Here is a 15,120-nt window from a genome sequence, read left to right on the forward strand (position 1 = left end):
ATAGGTCTGCCGCAACTTGCATACTCAGCAATATATCACATGTAGTTAAACTTCTGATTGATGGTGTGGTGCTGGTTGGTAACCGCAGGCTGCCAACCAGCACCACACCATCAATCAGAGCGAGCGCCGCAGGCGCGAGCTGTGAAAATGAATGCGCTATTATTCCAGCACTAGTTCCATGATCTCCAGGTGGATCCAGTGGGAGGCGTAGGCGCGGAATGGCACCTGCTGCTTCAGGCCGAATTTATAGATGGCATAGGTGAGACCCCTGTTGGCTGCGTCTAGCAGCTTACCTACGTCTCTGCCGGGAGCCAGGTACTCCTTGATGATGGTGAATACCTGCTCCTGGCATGCCATGAAGAGTTGATAATAGGCGAGCTTGCCCTCCTCAATGACCTGGCTATCTGGCTGTACGCTACGGTATCCGGCGCGTTTCTTTTCCCTCTCAGACCGAGTCACTGTATGCGCCAGTTGCCGCTCTTGCTCCGGGCTGAGCGTGGGAGTGAGGTCGCGTAGATAATCCGCCAGGGCCAGGGCGCTCTCGTTGGTCTGTTCATCAACGGATGGCCTTACTGCCGCTCTGCGCTCGACCCCCAGGGATTGAAGCAACCCATACGTGATCCCGTATTCGCTCTCTGCGCTTTGTAGGGCGCTCAAGATGTAGTGTGGGCTGATGGCCTTCTCTCCGTCCGCCTGGGCTTGTTGTTCCGCTCCGGCCAGAATGTGGCGCGCCTGCGGAGTGAAGGCAGTCTCGTCTTTTGCCCCGCCCTGGTCTCTGCCCACAAGGAAAAGCAAGCCAGAGCGAACATGCTCAAGCGTTATGCCCTGTTCGGCCAGGGGGGCCGCGGCACTCCCCTCGGCCAGGATACCCAGCAGGAGGTGCTCGGGTCCGATATAATAGTGCTGTAAAGCCAATGCCTCTTCTCTGGCCAGCTCAAGCACATGTTGTCCCTGCTTAGTGTAGGGAAGCACAATTTCATGCATTGGTGAAAGCTTCCTTTCTTCCGTTTCAAAAAGAGCCGCCTGGCGTAAGGCACGCAGTTGTAGTACGCGCACATGTCCAGGGGTCAGGCCTAATTCTCGCCCAACCTCTGCCGCCGTATAACCCTGCATATAGCGCAGGAGTAATACCTGGCGCTCACGTTCGGGGAGCAGTGAGAGCAGGCGCTGGACGCGTACCTGTGCCTCTCCCTGCTCTAACTCATGAGGAATGCTGGCGTAATCTTCCAGGGTCTCAAGAGGAAGAGTTGCGCCCTTTGCTTGCTCCTGCCAGTAATCGGCAAGCGTGGTACGAGCGGCGGCATAAAGCCAGCTTCGAACTTGCCGCATGCCTCTGTCTTCAAGGAGCCAGCGCAGCGCCTTAATAAAGACCACGCTGGTCAAATCATCCGCTATCTCAGGTCGCCGTACCTTATGAAGGATAAAGGCGTGGATCTCGACATAGTGCTCACGGAAGATCGCTTCCATGAGTGTGTATCGCTGCCTCTCCTTCTCTGAAAAGGATATTTCCATGACTGTTTTGTATCTTCCTCTCTGCTCACCTTTCCATATATATAACAGGCGGGCGTTACAGAGTGTAGGGTCCATGCTAGCATGGACTTCCGAGCGCAGTGACTTTCTCACACCTGGATGTCGGCCTGTGGGTGCAAGAGTCCATGCCAGCATGGATCCTACAAATACACAAAGCCCCTGGCGAGATATCTCGCCAGGGGCTTTGTGTATTATTGCTGTAGACGGCTATTTATAGGCCGGTGGGGATGCTGGGGGTGGCGGGTTGCCAGGGGCCGTTATCGGCAATGGGCGCATTGAAGTCGCCAGGCTTCTTGTCACCAACGTAGGTGTAGAGGGGATAGCCCTGGTAGAAGACGACCTGGCGCCCCATATAATCGGTACCCACGCTCAGTGTTCCGGGCAGCGGTGTGGTAGAGGTAGGGGTGCCTGTACCCTGATAAAGCAAGGGACTCCAGGTCTTGGCGCATTCCCCATCACAACTAAAGCCGCTTGCCCCTTGCCACTCATGGACATACAATGTTATGCCTTTGAGGGTTGTCAAAACAGTGAATGTGCTCCCCACCGCTTGATGGGATGGAACCTGGCCCACGGACACCACGAGCGAAGAAGATTTGTGGTTTGCGTTGTTTGTGAGTGTCGATTGCGTGGTAGTTCCTTTGAGCGACGTAGCGAGCGAATCGGTGCTGGTTGTTGAAGTAGCAGGACCGCAGGCCGCCAGAATTCCGACCAGTAGTAGGGCGAGCCCCAGGCTAAAAACGAGGTTTTTCAAACGCATAGTGTTTTTTCTCCTGTGTTCATAAATGGTTTTTTGACATAGTTTTTCATTGGGCACATAGGCATTCCAAAACTTATGGATGGGCTGAAGCAGCCACGAGAGAAGCTTTATCCTCTCTACTGTGTTCACCGACTTGAACAAAAGATACCATACGAGCAGACTACATCATATGGGTCATATGACCCATATGATGAGGAATGTGAGCTAGTTCACATTTTGCATTAGTCTGCCCTCAACAGGGGCTGAAGTGCTAAATATCGGCCTTGACTTTTCTCTTCATTGCCGGGTATACTTTCAAAAACGTTTTTCAAAAACGTTTTTGTATTCTTTCCCTGGTAAAATGGAGGTCGGCCTGATGCGCCGCAAAACGGTAACCATACGCGATGTAGCCCAGCGTGCCCAGGTTTCGGTCAGTACTGTTTCTCAGGTCTTAAATGGGAATCATAGCTATGTCAGCGCAGATAAGCGTGAGCGTGTCTTACAGGCGGCTGAAGAGCTACAGTATCGTCCGAACGCGATTGCCAGGAGCATGGTGAAGCAGCGGACGGGGACCGTGGGAATGATCTTCACCTCGGTGGTTGATCACCTGTTTATACATACCATTAAGAGTGCGCAGGCCGTATTGAGACCGGAGGGCTACACTATTTTCCTGGCCGATACTCCCGATATCAAGAGTGAGATCCAGGCGATTGCGGCTTTACAAGATCGCCAGGTCGATGGGTTTATTTTTGTCTCGATGACCTCCGTGGCGGATTCTGCCCATCTCCAGCGCCTCAAAGAAGAAGAGGTGCCCTTTGTTGTCATCAATCGTCCGCGCGTACAGGCCTATGATTTCAACCAAATTCAGTGGAACGATTGGGAGGCAGGCTACCTCGCGACCAGGCACTTGCTTAACCTGGGCCACACATCTATCACCACGATCAGTGGGCCTCTCCAGGGGGAGCCTCATTGGCAGAGCGCCTCTGATCGTCTTGAGGGTTGGCAGCAGGCCCTGGCGGAGCAGGGAATCACGGCCTCGCCTGACTGGGTATTCGATGGTAACTATACCTGTCAGGGGGGATACGAAGCCACCATACAGCTTCTTAAGCAGGCTGGATCAAAGAGTAAGTTGCCAACCGCGCTCTTTGTTGCCAATGAGGAGATGTCCATCGGCGTCTTAAGGGCGCTTCATTATGCTGGTGTTCGTGTTCCACAGGATATCGCCCTGGTTAATGTTGGTGATACCTCCTTTACAGCCCATATGACCCCAGCATTGACGACACTTGCTCATCCAGTCGCTGAGGCGGGCCAAATTGCAGCCCAAATTCTCTTAAAGCAATTTGCCGTCAAAGAACTGCTGCCAGCACAAAAAGTGATGCTCAGCTTTGCTATGCGGATACGTGAGTCCTGTGGCTCTAACCCGGAACCTTCCGAACTATTTTTCTAAGATTTGATGTTTTAAGAAACACAAGAAAGGAGCTTGCAAGGCAGAGAACTTATCAGGAAGAGAACTTATCAGGAAGAGTAAAGAAGCTCTTCTAAGTGAGCAATGTGCAAGGAAAAAGCAAAGGAGACAACGTTGTGAAAACTTATTTGCGACGCACCCCCCTGTATTCATCGTTGATCGTCGTCTTGTTACTCATGCTGACCGCGTGCGGCGGCACTTCTTCCGGAAATACCTCTGGCCAGACGCTCCATGTGCTGGTGGGCGCCAATACCACGTATCCCACCCAGCAGAAACAATGGATGCAACAAATTGGGACGGAATTTCACAAGCTCACCGGGTCTACGATTGCCTGGGATACCTACAGTAGCTCAAGCGAGGAGCAGACCAAGCTGCAAACCGCGGTTGTTAGCGGCAACGGTCCCGATATATTTAGCCTGGGGACAACCTTTGTCCCTACCGCGCAAGCTACCAACGGTTTTGTGACGCTGAGCGATGCTGATTGGCAGCAGGTCGGCGGGAAGAGCAAATTCTTCCCCCAGCAGCTAACCATGGCAGGCAAGACCCCCGACCAGACGATTGGAATTCCCTGGATCATGGCGCCCTTTGCGATGGTCTACAATAAGGACCTCTTCCAGAAGGCGGGTATTACCACTCCCCCTACTACCTGGACCGAGTTTATTCAGGATGCCCAGAAGATAAACCAGCCCTCGGCGGGAGTGTATGGCACCGAGATCGACCCCTCGGACTCATTTGATACGTGGAAGGTTATCTGGACCCTCAGCAAACAGTTGGGTAAGGATTTCCTTTCGCCAGATCTCAAGACCGCTCAGTTAAATAGTCCTGAGGCCCAGACTGCTCTCCAGTTCTGGTTTGATTGGGCGACAAAATACAAGATCACCGATCCAAATGCCATGTCCTGGAAATCGGGAGACGCCACGCGGGCCTTTGGTAGTGGCAAAGTGGGCATGCAGCTCATGGTCTCCACATCGATCATTCCGACCCTCAATAAGTCTGGCCTGGCTGGTCACTATGCTTTTGCTCCCATGCCCACCATCCCGTATGGTATGCAGCAACGGCCCGCCAGCGGTATTGCCGCGACCTCGATTGTTTCGGGCCAGATGCTGGCTATCGCCAAGTACTCGAATCAAAAAGACCTGGCCTTGAAACTTATCAACCTGCTCACCGATAACCAGCACCAGCTAGACTGGCATAAGACGTTTGGTGACCTCCCGGCTAATGCCGCAGCCGCCAATCAGTTAGCCAGCCAGGACGCTCTAACGGCCGCGTTTATCCAGGCCGAGGCTGGAGCTACGCCGACACCTTTCTCTGGTTCCTGGGCCTCTATCCAGGTTTCCATGGCTGGCGTCTGTTCCAAAGTAGCCAACCTGGTCGCTACGAATCAATATTCGCCTTCTTCGATCAAGCCCTTGCTCGACCAGGCGAATCAGCAGATTCAAGGCTCACTGCACTAGAGAAATTTCTTCTTCCATGCGGGATTCATCTGTATTGTGCAGGCGAATCCCGCGACCGAAAAGGTGGTAGCCATGTCTATTAGTTCTACACCAGAAAAGATGCCACCCCCAATTCGCACGACCGGCGCGTTAAATAAGCGTTTGCTTCGCAAGGGCATTGGCAGCCATCGCCCTTTGTGGCTGCTCTGGCCGGGGCTCGTGCTGCTGCTGGTTATCGTTGGCATTCCTTTTCTGATCGCTTTCTATATCAGCTTTCTCAACCTCGATCAATATAGCCTGCGTAGCTGGCTAGGGGCTCCATGGGTCGGCTTGAGCAACTATCTTGCCGCCTTTACTAATGGGAACGTGGTTGGGGCATCCCTGCTTGTCTCGCTAGGCGTCAGCCTGGGTTTCTCGCTGCTTACTACGCTGTTCATTGTGCCTATTGGCATCCTGGCGGCGCTGACGGTGAACACGCCGTATCGCGGGCGAGCCTTTGTGCGCATTCTCTATCTAATCCCTTATGTCATCCCTACCTTTGTCACGGCGCTGATCTGGCGTATGATGTTCTTAAATGGGACGGGCCTGGTTGATCGTTTTCTGGCGGCGATACATGTTGCTAACGTCAATACCTACTGGCTGCTCGGCGCGAATAGCTTCTGGGCGATGGTGATCGCTGATACCTGGGCCTCGTGGCCGTTTATTTATATGCTGACCCTGGCTGGATTACAATCCCTCCCCTCCGAGGTCTACGACTCAGCCGCAGTGGATGGAGCAAATTTCCGGCAGAAGATGCTATACATTGTTCTACCCCACTTGCGCCATACGCTGGCGCTGGCCGTGTTGCTCTCCACGCTCAACCACTTCAATAACTTTACCCTGCCCTTCGTCATGTTTGGGACGCCTCCTCCCATCCAGGCCGATGTGCTCCCCCTCAACATCTATGTCTCTTCGTTCCAGCTCTTTAATTTCGGCGGTGGCGCCGCCATGTCGGTGGTTACGCTGATCCTTGTATTAATCCCCGGATTCCTCTATATCCGCTCGTTGCGCTTGAGTGAGGTGAAGGCATCATGAGGCACCGCAACAATTACAATGCGCAGGAAGTTTTACCGCCATGGGTGCGCTGGCTACTGATCGTGGTGCTGGCGATTTTTGTCCTCGTCCCCGTTGGATATATGCTCCTGCTCTCTGTGACGCCGGATATCGAGGTGAATGGTGCGCATTTCTTGCCATCCCACTGGGCCTTTGAAAACTATGCGCAGATGTGGTCCACAATCAATCTTGCTCAGGGCCTGTTCAATAGCGTGCTTATCTCGCTGGTCGCGAGTACGATTGCGGTGATTCTGGCCGTTGGGGCTGCGTATGTGATTACGCGCTTTCACTTTCGTGGTCGCGTCGCCTACCTGTATTCCCTTATTGGTTTGCAGGCCATTCCAAGCATCATGCTCCTGCTGCCCCTCTTTGTGCTTTTCGTCTCTCTGCAAAGCTTCTTGCAAGTGAAACTGGTTGGGAGCTATACCGGGGTAATTATTACCTACCTGACCTTCTCGCTGCCTTTCGCGACCTGGCTGTTAGTGACGTATCTCGCCAATATTCCCCTTGATGTCGAGGAGGCGGCTATGATCGATGGCGCGACGCGGCTGCAAACCCTCTGGCGCATCATTGTACCCCTGGCGCTGCCCGGCCTGGTAGTGGCCCTGGTCTTTTCCTTCTTGACGGGTTGGAACGACGTGCTCTTTGCCAGCGTACTGACCTCGCCAGAGACGCAGACGGTTGGCGTACAATTGCAGGCCTTTAGTGCCGCTCAGGAAGGCGGGGCGCTGCCACTCTATGGTCAGCTAATGAGCGCCGCTCTCATGAGCGGGCTACCCGTGGTCATTTTGTACCTGATCTTTCAGAAATACCTGATCGGCGGCCTGACCGCTGGCAGCGTAAAAGGATGATTCAAAGAGTGCGTACGTAAGTAGCACATCTTGACAGTTCCTTTTATTTTATATAATATATCGGAAGTGGATATATCCGATATTGATATAAATATATTGCAAATCAGAGGCGGAAGGAACTGTAAAGTGATGAATCTCTATTTGATACGCCATGGCGATTATCTTGAGGATCTGGAGGATGGTAAATACCAGGATCTAGGTCTCTCGCCTGAGGGTGTTAGGCAGGTGGAGGCTCTGCGCGAGCGCCTGTCCAGGACGGATGAGATCAAGGCCGATGTGCTCTTGAGTAGCTCTATGCGACGCGCCAGAGAATCGGCAGCAATCCTGGCACCTGTGTGGGACCAGCCAGTGCTCTTTGAGAAAGACTTTGAAGAGTGGGTCTGCGATGATGGCACCTTGACTCCCGAGGAGTTTTCTCGGCGCTGGCAGCAGGTATCTGAAGCACAAAAGCCTTTCTATCGCTTCATGCCTGGCTATGAAACGGCTCTGGAGTTTTCCGGACGTGTTCAAGCGGCTTTTAATCGCATTCTGCAAGAGCATCAGGGGAAAACGCTTGTGCTGGTCACCCACGGGGGCGTTATCGGCACGGCATTTAGTTATTTCTTTGGTCTGAGTGCCGCACTGCCCTCGCGGGTTGGTCTGGGTACGAAAAACGCTTCTATTACCCACTGGTATCAACCCGCGAGCGCACCCAAGTGGATTCTTGAGCGCTACAATGACTACCACCATTTAAGATAGAACGCTACTGGCATAGTGCCTATGACCAGGTCAGGCGTAGGACGCGAAGCCAGTTCTCATGGGTTAGTTTGCGCAGGGCGGCTTCATCATAGCCATGTTCGCGTAAGGCGCTGACGAGTTTAGGGAGTCCACGTACATCTCCAATTTCTCGCGAAACCGTGGTGCCATCAAAGTCTGAGCCGAAGCCGACGCGGTCGATGCCAAGATGCTCGACGAGATAATCGATATGGCGCACCATGACCGTCAGCGGCAGGTTGGGATCGGAATTGGTGTCTGTTCGCATGTCGGAAACACCAAAATTGAGGCCGACGATGCCGTCTGATGCCTTGACGGCGTCTAGCTGGCGATCAGTGAGGTTGCGCGTGGAGGGACAGAGGGCATGAACAGCAGTGTGCGTCACGACCAGCGGGGCGTCAGAGATCTGCGCCACATCCCAGAAGCCCTGCTCGTTGAGATGTGCGAGGTCCACCAGGATACCCAGGCGATTGCAGGCGTGTACAAGCTCACGTCCAGCCGCTGTCAGTCCTGGACCCGTATCAGGCGAACGAGGAAAACCAAAGGGGACGCCATGCGCGAAGTCATTGGGGCGGCTCCAGACGAGGCCAAGTGAGCGCAGACCCTTCTGGTAGAAGCTCTCTAAATTATCGAGATCAGGCGCGATGGCCTCAGCCCCCTCAAAGTGTAGAATAATGGCCAGGATGCCTTTCTGCATGCAGTCCTGTAGCTCATCAACCGTGCGCACAACTTTAATCTGTCCCGCAGACTCCGCCTCCAGGTGGTAGAGGAGTTCTATGACCTCGCCAGTCATTCGTTGAGCGTAGGCATGCTCAATCGCCGGGAAGGGACGCACCTCATATCCTGTTTCCGTCACGATCATGCGCTCTTTCATCGTCTGCGTCTTCCCTGGTGCGGGACAAAAGATGGCGAAGAAGCCGCCCGCAAAGTTTCCTTGCCGCGCTCGTGGCAGATCGATATGCCCCAACTCACTCTGCTCAAAAAAACTCCGCCCACTTCCCCGTTCCGGCGAGTAGAGATGCAGCAAGGTATCATTGTGCCCGTCTAAGATAGGTAGAGTGTTTGTCGTCATGTAAAATATCTCTTTTCATGAATATGTTCTTTGAATTATATGCATGGCGGGCGGTAATAGACAAGCGTTGGCGAAAAGGAGGATGTGCTGGCATGTCCTCGCGGATCATTTTGTGTTATAGCGATTTCTGTGCCATAAAGTGGCAACTTATGTGTCATAAGCTTACTCAGCATGGACTCTACAACTAATGAGGAACAATCTTCTCCGCTTTATCTGGTAAAGTAATAGTGGTTATGCTCTGGTTGACACTTTATAAGCAGTTGGTAAATAAGGAGATTGTATTTATGACAGGGATGGTTACTTTCAAGGTGGATGATCGCCAAGTGCCGGGTTATTTGGCGGTGCCCAAGCAGGGGGCTGGCCCAGGTGTGCTTGTGTTGCATGCCTGGTGGGGACTCAATGATATCTTTAAGGGAGTCTGTGAGCGTTTGGCACAGGCTGGCTTTGTGGCCTTCGCACCTGATCTCTATCAAGATGGCCGTGTGGCAAAGACTATTGCTGAAGCTGAGCAACTGCGCGACTCACTGGATGAGGGCAAGACATATCAGAATATTATGGGAGCCATTAGCTATCTCCAGGCGCAAGAGAAGACGCGTGGGGAGAACATTGGTGCCATCGGCTTCTCCCTGGGTAGTGCCTGGGGGCTCTTGTTGGAAGACCCGGCCACGGCGATCGTGACCTTTTATGGGCTTTCAGATGCGGAGAAGGTTACGGCTAACGCGGCCTTTCTCGGTCACTTTGCTGAACACGATGAGTATGAGTCCGCCGAATATATGCAGTTCTTCGAAGAGAGCCTGCGGGCGAGAGGTAAGGAGGTGAAGTTCCACCTCTACCCAGGAACGCGTCACTGGTTCTTTGAGGAGGATCGCCCCGAGTATGACGCGCAGGCGGCCCAGTTGGCCTGGGAGCGTACCATTAGCTTTTTAAATCAGCATTTGCAGGGATAGGGTTAGTGGGGAAGCGTGTGCTTTGACTATACAGTAGCACACTTCGCGTCCTTTGTCAGTAATGCCGCTTACAGTTTATGTTGATGGCGCTCGGGTATACTCAACCAGAGGGTAGGCGAGCGCCTGCCAGTGCGCAAAGATTATTGCATGTACCAGGTAAGAAGGAGTACTGACAGTATGACAACAGGTAGTGTGACACCAAGCCGACTATATCTCTTCCAGCTATCGACCTCGACAGTACCTGTCGGGGCAGGGCGAACGCTCTCCATGGTCTCAGGTTGCTACCTCGTGGAGCTAAGCGACGGGCGCCATATCCTGATTGATAGCGGTATGCCCGCCGATGTGCCCTTGTCGCCAGGGATGCCGCCAGCCGAGGATGCAAAGAACGTGTTGGAGCACCTGGACGCGCTTGGCCTGCGTCCAGAGGATATCTCAATTGTCATTGCCACTCATTTCGACGTAGATCACGCGGGCTATCACGATGCCTTTCCCCAGGCCGAGTTTATCGTGCAGCGCACTCACTACGAACTGGCACGGAGCGGGCATCCGCGCTTCGCCCAGGCTCGCTCTCACTGGGATCATCCCGCCCTGCGCTATCGCCTGCTGGACGGGGATACAGAGCTGCTACCGGGGATCACGCTCATAGAGACCAGCGGACACACGACCGGGCATCAATCGGTTTTGCTGCGCCTGCCTCAGACGGGTCTCGTGCTGCTGGCCGTAGACGCCGTGGTCATGCAACGTCTCCTCACACCTGAGCGCACAGCCTGGCCCACTGATGAAGATCAGGAGCAGCTTCGCGCCAGCACGCGCAAACTGCTGGATATCGTCGAGCGCGAGCATGTCACGCTCACCATCTTCGGCCACGACGGCGAACAATGGCGCACACTCAAGAAATCACCTGCGTATTATGACTAGGCAATTGGTGCTGTTAAGGAATTTAAAGCAGGCGCTATGTGTAAGGTATTGTCAACTTATTAAAATAATGAAGAGCTTTTCAGAAAGAAGATGAGGGAAAAAAAGAATGGTGAGTGGTGAGTGGCGGGTGGTGGGGTGCTACGCGACGAAAGTGCTGGCAAATGGCTTAGCGGACGGAGCAAACATAGGAATCGTTATGTCAGGGCGACGTTAGTTCAAGCTGCGCATGGAGTACGCTGATCCAGAACGTACTTGGGAGAGTGCTGTCGTCGGCTAAAAAACGCCGAGGGAGTAAACGGGCCGCGTTAGCGATTGGTCATAACATTCTGGTGATCTACTATCAGATGATGAAAACGGGAGAGGAGTATCAGGAAAAAGGGGGAGGCTTTCTTCCGGCCAACAGATCAAAGCAAAGTGGAGTACCAACTTCTCCAACGCCTGGAGCATATGAGGTATGAAGTCGTCTTGACTCCGCGTCCGGCAGCGTAAGCGGGAAGGCGAGCACGAGAAAGAGGAAGGCAAAGCATTACCAGAACTGGTAGCGTTTAGCAAATCTTATACTCTTTTTGCAACTATTTTTAGAAGATACTGTTTGGCTAATTGCCAAAAGCTAGGCAACCACCGCACGTTTGGCAAAAGCAACTAGATATCAATGTGATCATCATTACGAAAGACGAGGCCGCACCATCTGCATTTCCTTTGCTGCTTCTGCAAAAGATTGCCAAGCTTACTACTCTAGGGGGATATTTTCTTATCTGCGAGCACCAGTAACCACTAGAGGCAGGATTTCCCGACCTCCTCAAGCTCACAATATGTTATATGATATTGGTATACAAATAAAGCTGATTTTGCTTGTATGTTGCAAAAAGAGACGAGGGCAAACTTGAAATTAATTATTAGTTACTTTATTGTACTTAACATCCTGACTTTTGTCGTCTATGGCCTAGATAAGCATTCATCCAGAAATAGAGGACGAAGAGTTCCAGAGAACGTCTTATTGTTACTCGCATTTGCTGGTGGCACCCCTGCCGCCTATGTTGCACGAAATTATTTTAGGCATAAGACGATCAAGCGCCCCTTCATCACAAGGCTGCGGCTTATACTCATCGTGCAAATATGTGTTTTGCTTCTCTATATTCTGTTATCTTTCCGTGGACAGGCTTAGTTTTCATTCGTTTATCAAAGAGATCCAGATAGTTACTTTTTTAGATATTCTTATTGATATTTTTGCAAAATGTGGGACAGGCAGCAGCCGGGACTCCCACGCGCCCTCTGGCGTGATCCTTCTTCACGCTTCTTTTCTCTCTCTCAAACAGCCTGTCCCTACAACTGCTGCCGTACTGATTTAGAAATCTCGGTGAAGAACTTCCCTTTAACGTGACATGACGCAAGGGAACGGTTCGGGCTGCGCCTACAGGCGATCAATCGCCTTCGGACGCGCTAAAGCTGGTCTCTACCAAATTAGCGTTTGGGCGATTTTTGCACGTATCATGACTTATACGTTTCAAGCAGGGCCAGCAACCTGGCGTCCAATTGGCGTAGGTAGTCTCTGCCGTAGGGGCCATTCTCTAGAGTGTCCAGCAGGTGAGGTGGAAGGTCCTGGGCGATCTCGTGGCTACAGGAGCCAGCGGCCAGGGCAATAGTTGCCACCGTATCCACATCGCCAGAGAACTGAATGCAGGTTCGCAGTAGGGTGCTCATAGATGCGCTACGGGTAAGGGCCGTAACGGCGGCCTGGACGCTCATCCATCCTTGGGACTTTACAGAACCTCGCCAGGGCGAGGACCAGCGGCCGGGTACATGTTTTTCCAGGAAGGCCCCGAGATTCTGTTTGGGGCCGAGGTCATAGAGGAAATAATGCGTCATAAGCGAGGCCGCCACTGCCGCGTTAATGCCGCCGGGTGTGTTATGCGTGAGGGTGGCCTGAAGAGTGCAACGCTCGATTACCTGGTCAATGGACGGATAGATGCCAAGGGGCGCGGCACGCATGGCGGCTCCACTCTTATCGCTGACCGGCTTGATCTCCTTAAGAAACTGCTCGCCATCACGTACTTGCTGTAAGAAGTGGTAGAAGCCCGTGGCATACCCTGGGCGTGGATCGCGCTTGAAGACCTCGACGAATTTCTGCGCCAGCGGGAGTGGCTCCCAGAGGATGTTTGAGACCATTGCTTCGGCGATAGCCAGGGTCATCTGGGTATCGTCGGTATAGGCGCCGGGGTGAATATTGTGGCGGGGATGTTGCACATAGCGGGCCAGGTTATTGTGTTGACGGATCATCCCTATATCTGCATATTCAAAGCCAGCTCCATAGGCATCGCCGATGGCGAGTTCGAGTAACATCTAAAGTCGCTTTCTATGCGCTTTCTATGCGCTTTCTATATAAGGGGGGAAGCTGCGTAATTCCGTGAAGTAAGCACGCACAAGCAGGTTTCTTGAAGAAACAATATCATGTGCATTCTTGCCTGTCAACGGCAGGAGCGAGCTTATACAGATTTTGCTTTGCCGGGCCTTCTGCGTCTGCTTAGAAGAAGAATGAGTCCGCCAGGCAAGATGATCAACAGAAGAACACCCAGAATTATATATGTCCAGTAGTTATTCCCTTTGGTGATGGTAGAGGGCTGATGGGTGGCAACCGAAGCCTGAGTGTTTAACATCTGTGAGGCATGAACATCGTGGAAATTGATAAGGATATCAAACGCCTCGCCAGGGCGATATGTTCGGTCCTCTCCTACCCCTTCTTCCGTGCCAATGAGGCGCAGCGTTTGCCCTGTGGTGAGCCAATCATAAACGGGACCGCTCGTAGGAGTCTGGCGCAGATCGAGTATGTAGCGTGGCGTATTTATACTACCCAGAACGCCATTGAGGCTGGTTGGATCAAAAGCCGTAATTGTATTGGTGTTCAGGTAGGTGAAGAAGCCATCGTTAAAGGACCCGCTGGAGAAGGTCATGCCAATGGAGAGATAGGTAGGGCCGAGCCAGTGCCGTAGGTATGCCCCCATTGTCCCTTCAATGTCGGCGTCATTCAGCGTATATTGCCAGTGATCATTCGCTGTGTGATAATCATGTGCCCAGAGCACCATACGCCCTACACCGTGCTGCTGAAGCCAATGGGCGTTCTCGGCCATATAGGGATCGCGTTGCATATACCAGAAATCTGACGCGCCAATAGGCGGCGAGGCGCGATTCGGCTCGATCACTGCGTATTGAACGATGATACGGGCATCTTGTAAAGCCTGGGCAAAGGCCTGTGCTGAGGAACGCTGTGCATACTCTGCTCGGTGGCTGAGGAGCAAGTCATAGATTTCTTGCGCATCGTCTTTATAGCGTTGCTTGCCTGCCTCATCCAGATTTGCGTATTGTTGCCGACCGCCAGAGAGCTGATTATCAGCGATAAACTCCTGGTAGACTGTGTGGGCCTTTTCTACCTGGGTTGGATCAACCTGGCGCAGATAGTTGAGCACCTCATCAACCGTTGGGCGTTCGATGCCCTGAATATCAATACCATAGAAGTGAACCTTATGAGCATGTGCTGGATTGGCGTTGTAGCTACGCAACCATTTGAGCAGATCCTTTACCTCCTGCGTGCGCCAGGTAATAAAGAGATCATTGTGGAGGATACTCCAGATATCGCGTGATCCACCATTAATGTAGGCATCGACCTCCTCGCTTGCTCCCCAATCGTTCTCCATGGCGAAGGCCGTAAAGCCCATATGTGTCACTAGATATTCAATGACGCGGGCCTTCATCGCGAAAAACTCGTGTGTACCATGTGTCTCTTCCCCCAGACCCACAACCTGAGCTGACCCAATCATCTGCCGCAAGGGCTGTAAATCGGCGTCCGACCCTCCCGGCTCCGCTCGTGAAAAGGGGACAGCGTGCTGCTGAATCCAGCCTGTTAGATCATCACTTGTCGCGGCATATACAGGCTGTGGGTTTGCCAGCAACAGATAGAGACAGAGTAAAAAAAATACCAGGCCTCCCTGAACTGATGAGCCTGAGGTACACCAGCGCTTCTGCATTTTATGCCCCCTTGCTTCTTTATACAACTGTTATCCACTAAATTTCATCAATATTTATAGCTAATAGTTATAAAATTAAAAGCAAATAGCTATCTCGAATTATATGACACAGAGACATTTTGTTTGCCAAGGAGTGGAGTATACCCTTAGTGAAATTTTCTATAAGAGGGGCAAGAAATGTAAATGTATAAACAAGGCTTGTATCTATAAATTTTTGCCTGAGGCATGAAACTAATAGAAGCGGCTTTACAAGAAATACGCACAAATGAGAGGGCCTGGTATTGAAATCTCTCAGGCACGTCCT

Annotated in this window: 13 protein-coding genes; 8 read left to right on the plus strand and 5 right to left on the minus strand. The window is 52.4% G+C overall.

Translation table 11 applies throughout. The features are described from left to right. Positions 1 to 159: 159 nt before the first annotated feature. Both KTE_RS32155 and KTE_RS32160 read right to left on the minus strand, forming a co-directional pair. Positions 160 to 1,512, minus strand: a complete 1,353-nt coding sequence (locus KTE_RS32155) for an RNA polymerase sigma factor (RefSeq protein WP_201388803.1) — start codon at positions 1,510 to 1,512, stop codon at positions 160 to 162. Between the two features lie 229 nt (positions 1,513 to 1,741). Further along, a complete protein-coding gene (locus tag KTE_RS32160; protein WP_201388805.1) occupies positions 1,742 to 2,287 on the minus strand; it encodes a hypothetical protein in 546 nt (181 codons plus the stop codon). A 355-nt stretch (positions 2,288 to 2,642) separates the two neighbouring features. Here KTE_RS32160 and KTE_RS32165 point away from each other — a divergent pair, with 355 nt between their 5' ends. From KTE_RS32165 to KTE_RS32185, 5 genes are all read left to right on the plus strand, one after another. Continuing rightward, the gene (locus tag KTE_RS32165; RefSeq protein WP_201388807.1) at positions 2,643 to 3,713 is read left to right on the plus strand and encodes a LacI family DNA-binding transcriptional regulator; all 1,071 of its coding nucleotides are present in this window, start codon (positions 2,643 to 2,645) and stop codon (positions 3,711 to 3,713) included. Positions 3,714 to 3,847: 134 nt separating this feature from the next. Then, on the plus strand, positions 3,848 to 5,185 hold the full coding sequence (locus KTE_RS32170) for an ABC transporter substrate-binding protein (RefSeq protein ID WP_201388815.1): 1,338 nt from the start codon (positions 3,848 to 3,850) through the stop codon (positions 5,183 to 5,185). Between the two features lie 72 nt (positions 5,186 to 5,257). Continuing rightward, positions 5,258 to 6,238, plus strand: coding sequence for a carbohydrate ABC transporter permease (locus KTE_RS32175; protein ID WP_201378763.1), 981 nt, complete (start codon positions 5,258 to 5,260; stop codon positions 6,236 to 6,238). Then, positions 6,235 to 7,107, plus strand: a complete 873-nt coding sequence (locus tag KTE_RS32180; RefSeq protein WP_201388817.1) for a carbohydrate ABC transporter permease — start codon at positions 6,235 to 6,237, stop codon at positions 7,105 to 7,107. Before KTE_RS32175 ends, KTE_RS32180 begins: the two co-directional genes overlap by 4 nt. 129 nt (positions 7,108 to 7,236) lie before the next feature. Beyond that, the gene (locus KTE_RS32185) at positions 7,237 to 7,845 is read left to right on the plus strand and encodes a histidine phosphatase family protein (RefSeq protein WP_201388820.1); all 609 of its coding nucleotides are present in this window, start codon (positions 7,237 to 7,239) and stop codon (positions 7,843 to 7,845) included. A gap of 19 nt (positions 7,846 to 7,864) precedes the next feature. Here the strand turns inward: KTE_RS32185 and KTE_RS32190 are convergent, their stop codons facing one another. Continuing rightward, positions 7,865 to 8,932, minus strand: coding sequence for a dipeptidase (locus tag KTE_RS32190; RefSeq protein ID WP_201388823.1), 1,068 nt, complete (start codon positions 8,930 to 8,932; stop codon positions 7,865 to 7,867). A 284-nt stretch (positions 8,933 to 9,216) separates the two neighbouring features. On the opposite strand from KTE_RS32190, the gene KTE_RS32195 reads away from it, so the two are divergent. From KTE_RS32195 to KTE_RS49910, 3 genes are all read left to right on the plus strand, one after another. Beyond that, positions 9,217 to 9,879 (plus strand): dienelactone hydrolase family protein, encoded by a 663-nt coding sequence (locus tag KTE_RS32195; RefSeq protein WP_236600760.1) that lies wholly within the window; start codon positions 9,217 to 9,219, stop codon positions 9,877 to 9,879. A 177-nt stretch (positions 9,880 to 10,056) separates the two neighbouring features. Then, a complete protein-coding gene (locus tag KTE_RS32200; RefSeq protein WP_201388825.1) occupies positions 10,057 to 10,797 on the plus strand; it encodes an N-acyl homoserine lactonase family protein in 741 nt (246 codons plus the stop codon). Between the two features lie 856 nt (positions 10,798 to 11,653). Continuing rightward, positions 11,654 to 11,962, plus strand: coding sequence for a DUF1294 domain-containing protein (locus tag KTE_RS49910; protein WP_374226831.1), 309 nt, complete (start codon positions 11,654 to 11,656; stop codon positions 11,960 to 11,962). A 323-nt stretch (positions 11,963 to 12,285) separates the two neighbouring features. Here KTE_RS49910 and KTE_RS32210 read toward each other — a convergent pair whose 3' ends face one another. Further along, positions 12,286 to 13,137: an ADP-ribosylglycohydrolase family protein gene (locus KTE_RS32210; RefSeq protein WP_201388829.1), complete on the minus strand. Its 852-nt coding sequence runs from the start codon at positions 13,135 to 13,137 to the stop codon at positions 12,286 to 12,288. Positions 13,138 to 13,280: 143 nt separating this feature from the next. Further along, positions 13,281 to 14,816, minus strand: coding sequence for an erythromycin esterase family protein (locus KTE_RS32215; protein WP_201388831.1), 1,536 nt, complete (start codon positions 14,814 to 14,816; stop codon positions 13,281 to 13,283). Positions 14,817 to 15,120: the final 304 nt, after the last annotated feature.

Origin of the sequence: Ktedonobacter sp. SOSP1-85 (genome assembly GCF_016587415.1) — a bacterium.
GTDB lineage: Bacteria > Chloroflexota > Ktedonobacteria > Ktedonobacterales > Ktedonobacteraceae > Ktedonobacter.

What these genes read in the sequence shown, in the direction of transcription:
- KTE_RS32200 (WP_201388825.1), top strand. Translation starts at nt 10,057, where the DNA reads ATGACAACAGGTAGTGTGACACCAAGCCGACTATATCTCTTCCAGCTA.
- KTE_RS32185 (WP_201388820.1), top strand. Translation starts at nt 7,237, where the DNA reads ATGAATCTCTATTTGATACGCCATGGCGATTATCTTGAGGATCTGGAG.
- KTE_RS49910 (WP_374226831.1), top strand. Translation starts at nt 11,654, where the DNA reads ATGTTGCAAAAAGAGACGAGGGCAAACTTGAAATTAATTATTAGTTAC.
- KTE_RS32190 (WP_201388823.1), bottom strand. Translation starts at nt 8,932, where the DNA reads ATGACGACAAACACTCTACCTATCTTAGACGGGCACAATGATACCTTG.
- KTE_RS32195 (WP_236600760.1), top strand. Translation starts at nt 9,217, where the DNA reads ATGACAGGGATGGTTACTTTCAAGGTGGATGATCGCCAAGTGCCGGGT.
- KTE_RS32215 (WP_201388831.1), bottom strand. Translation starts at nt 14,816, where the DNA reads ATGCAGAAGCGCTGGTGTACCTCAGGCTCATCAGTTCAGGGAGGCCTG.
- KTE_RS32180 (WP_201388817.1), top strand. Translation starts at nt 6,235, where the DNA reads ATGAGGCACCGCAACAATTACAATGCGCAGGAAGTTTTACCGCCATGG.
- KTE_RS32175 (WP_201378763.1), top strand. Translation starts at nt 5,258, where the DNA reads ATGTCTATTAGTTCTACACCAGAAAAGATGCCACCCCCAATTCGCACG.
- KTE_RS32155 (WP_201388803.1), bottom strand. Translation starts at nt 1,512, where the DNA reads ATGGAAATATCCTTTTCAGAGAAGGAGAGGCAGCGATACACACTCATG.
- KTE_RS32165 (WP_201388807.1), top strand. Translation starts at nt 2,643, where the DNA reads ATGCGCCGCAAAACGGTAACCATACGCGATGTAGCCCAGCGTGCCCAG.
- KTE_RS32210 (WP_201388829.1), bottom strand. Translation starts at nt 13,137, where the DNA reads ATGTTACTCGAACTCGCCATCGGCGATGCCTATGGAGCTGGCTTTGAA.
- KTE_RS32160 (WP_201388805.1), bottom strand. Translation starts at nt 2,287, where the DNA reads ATGCGTTTGAAAAACCTCGTTTTTAGCCTGGGGCTCGCCCTACTACTG.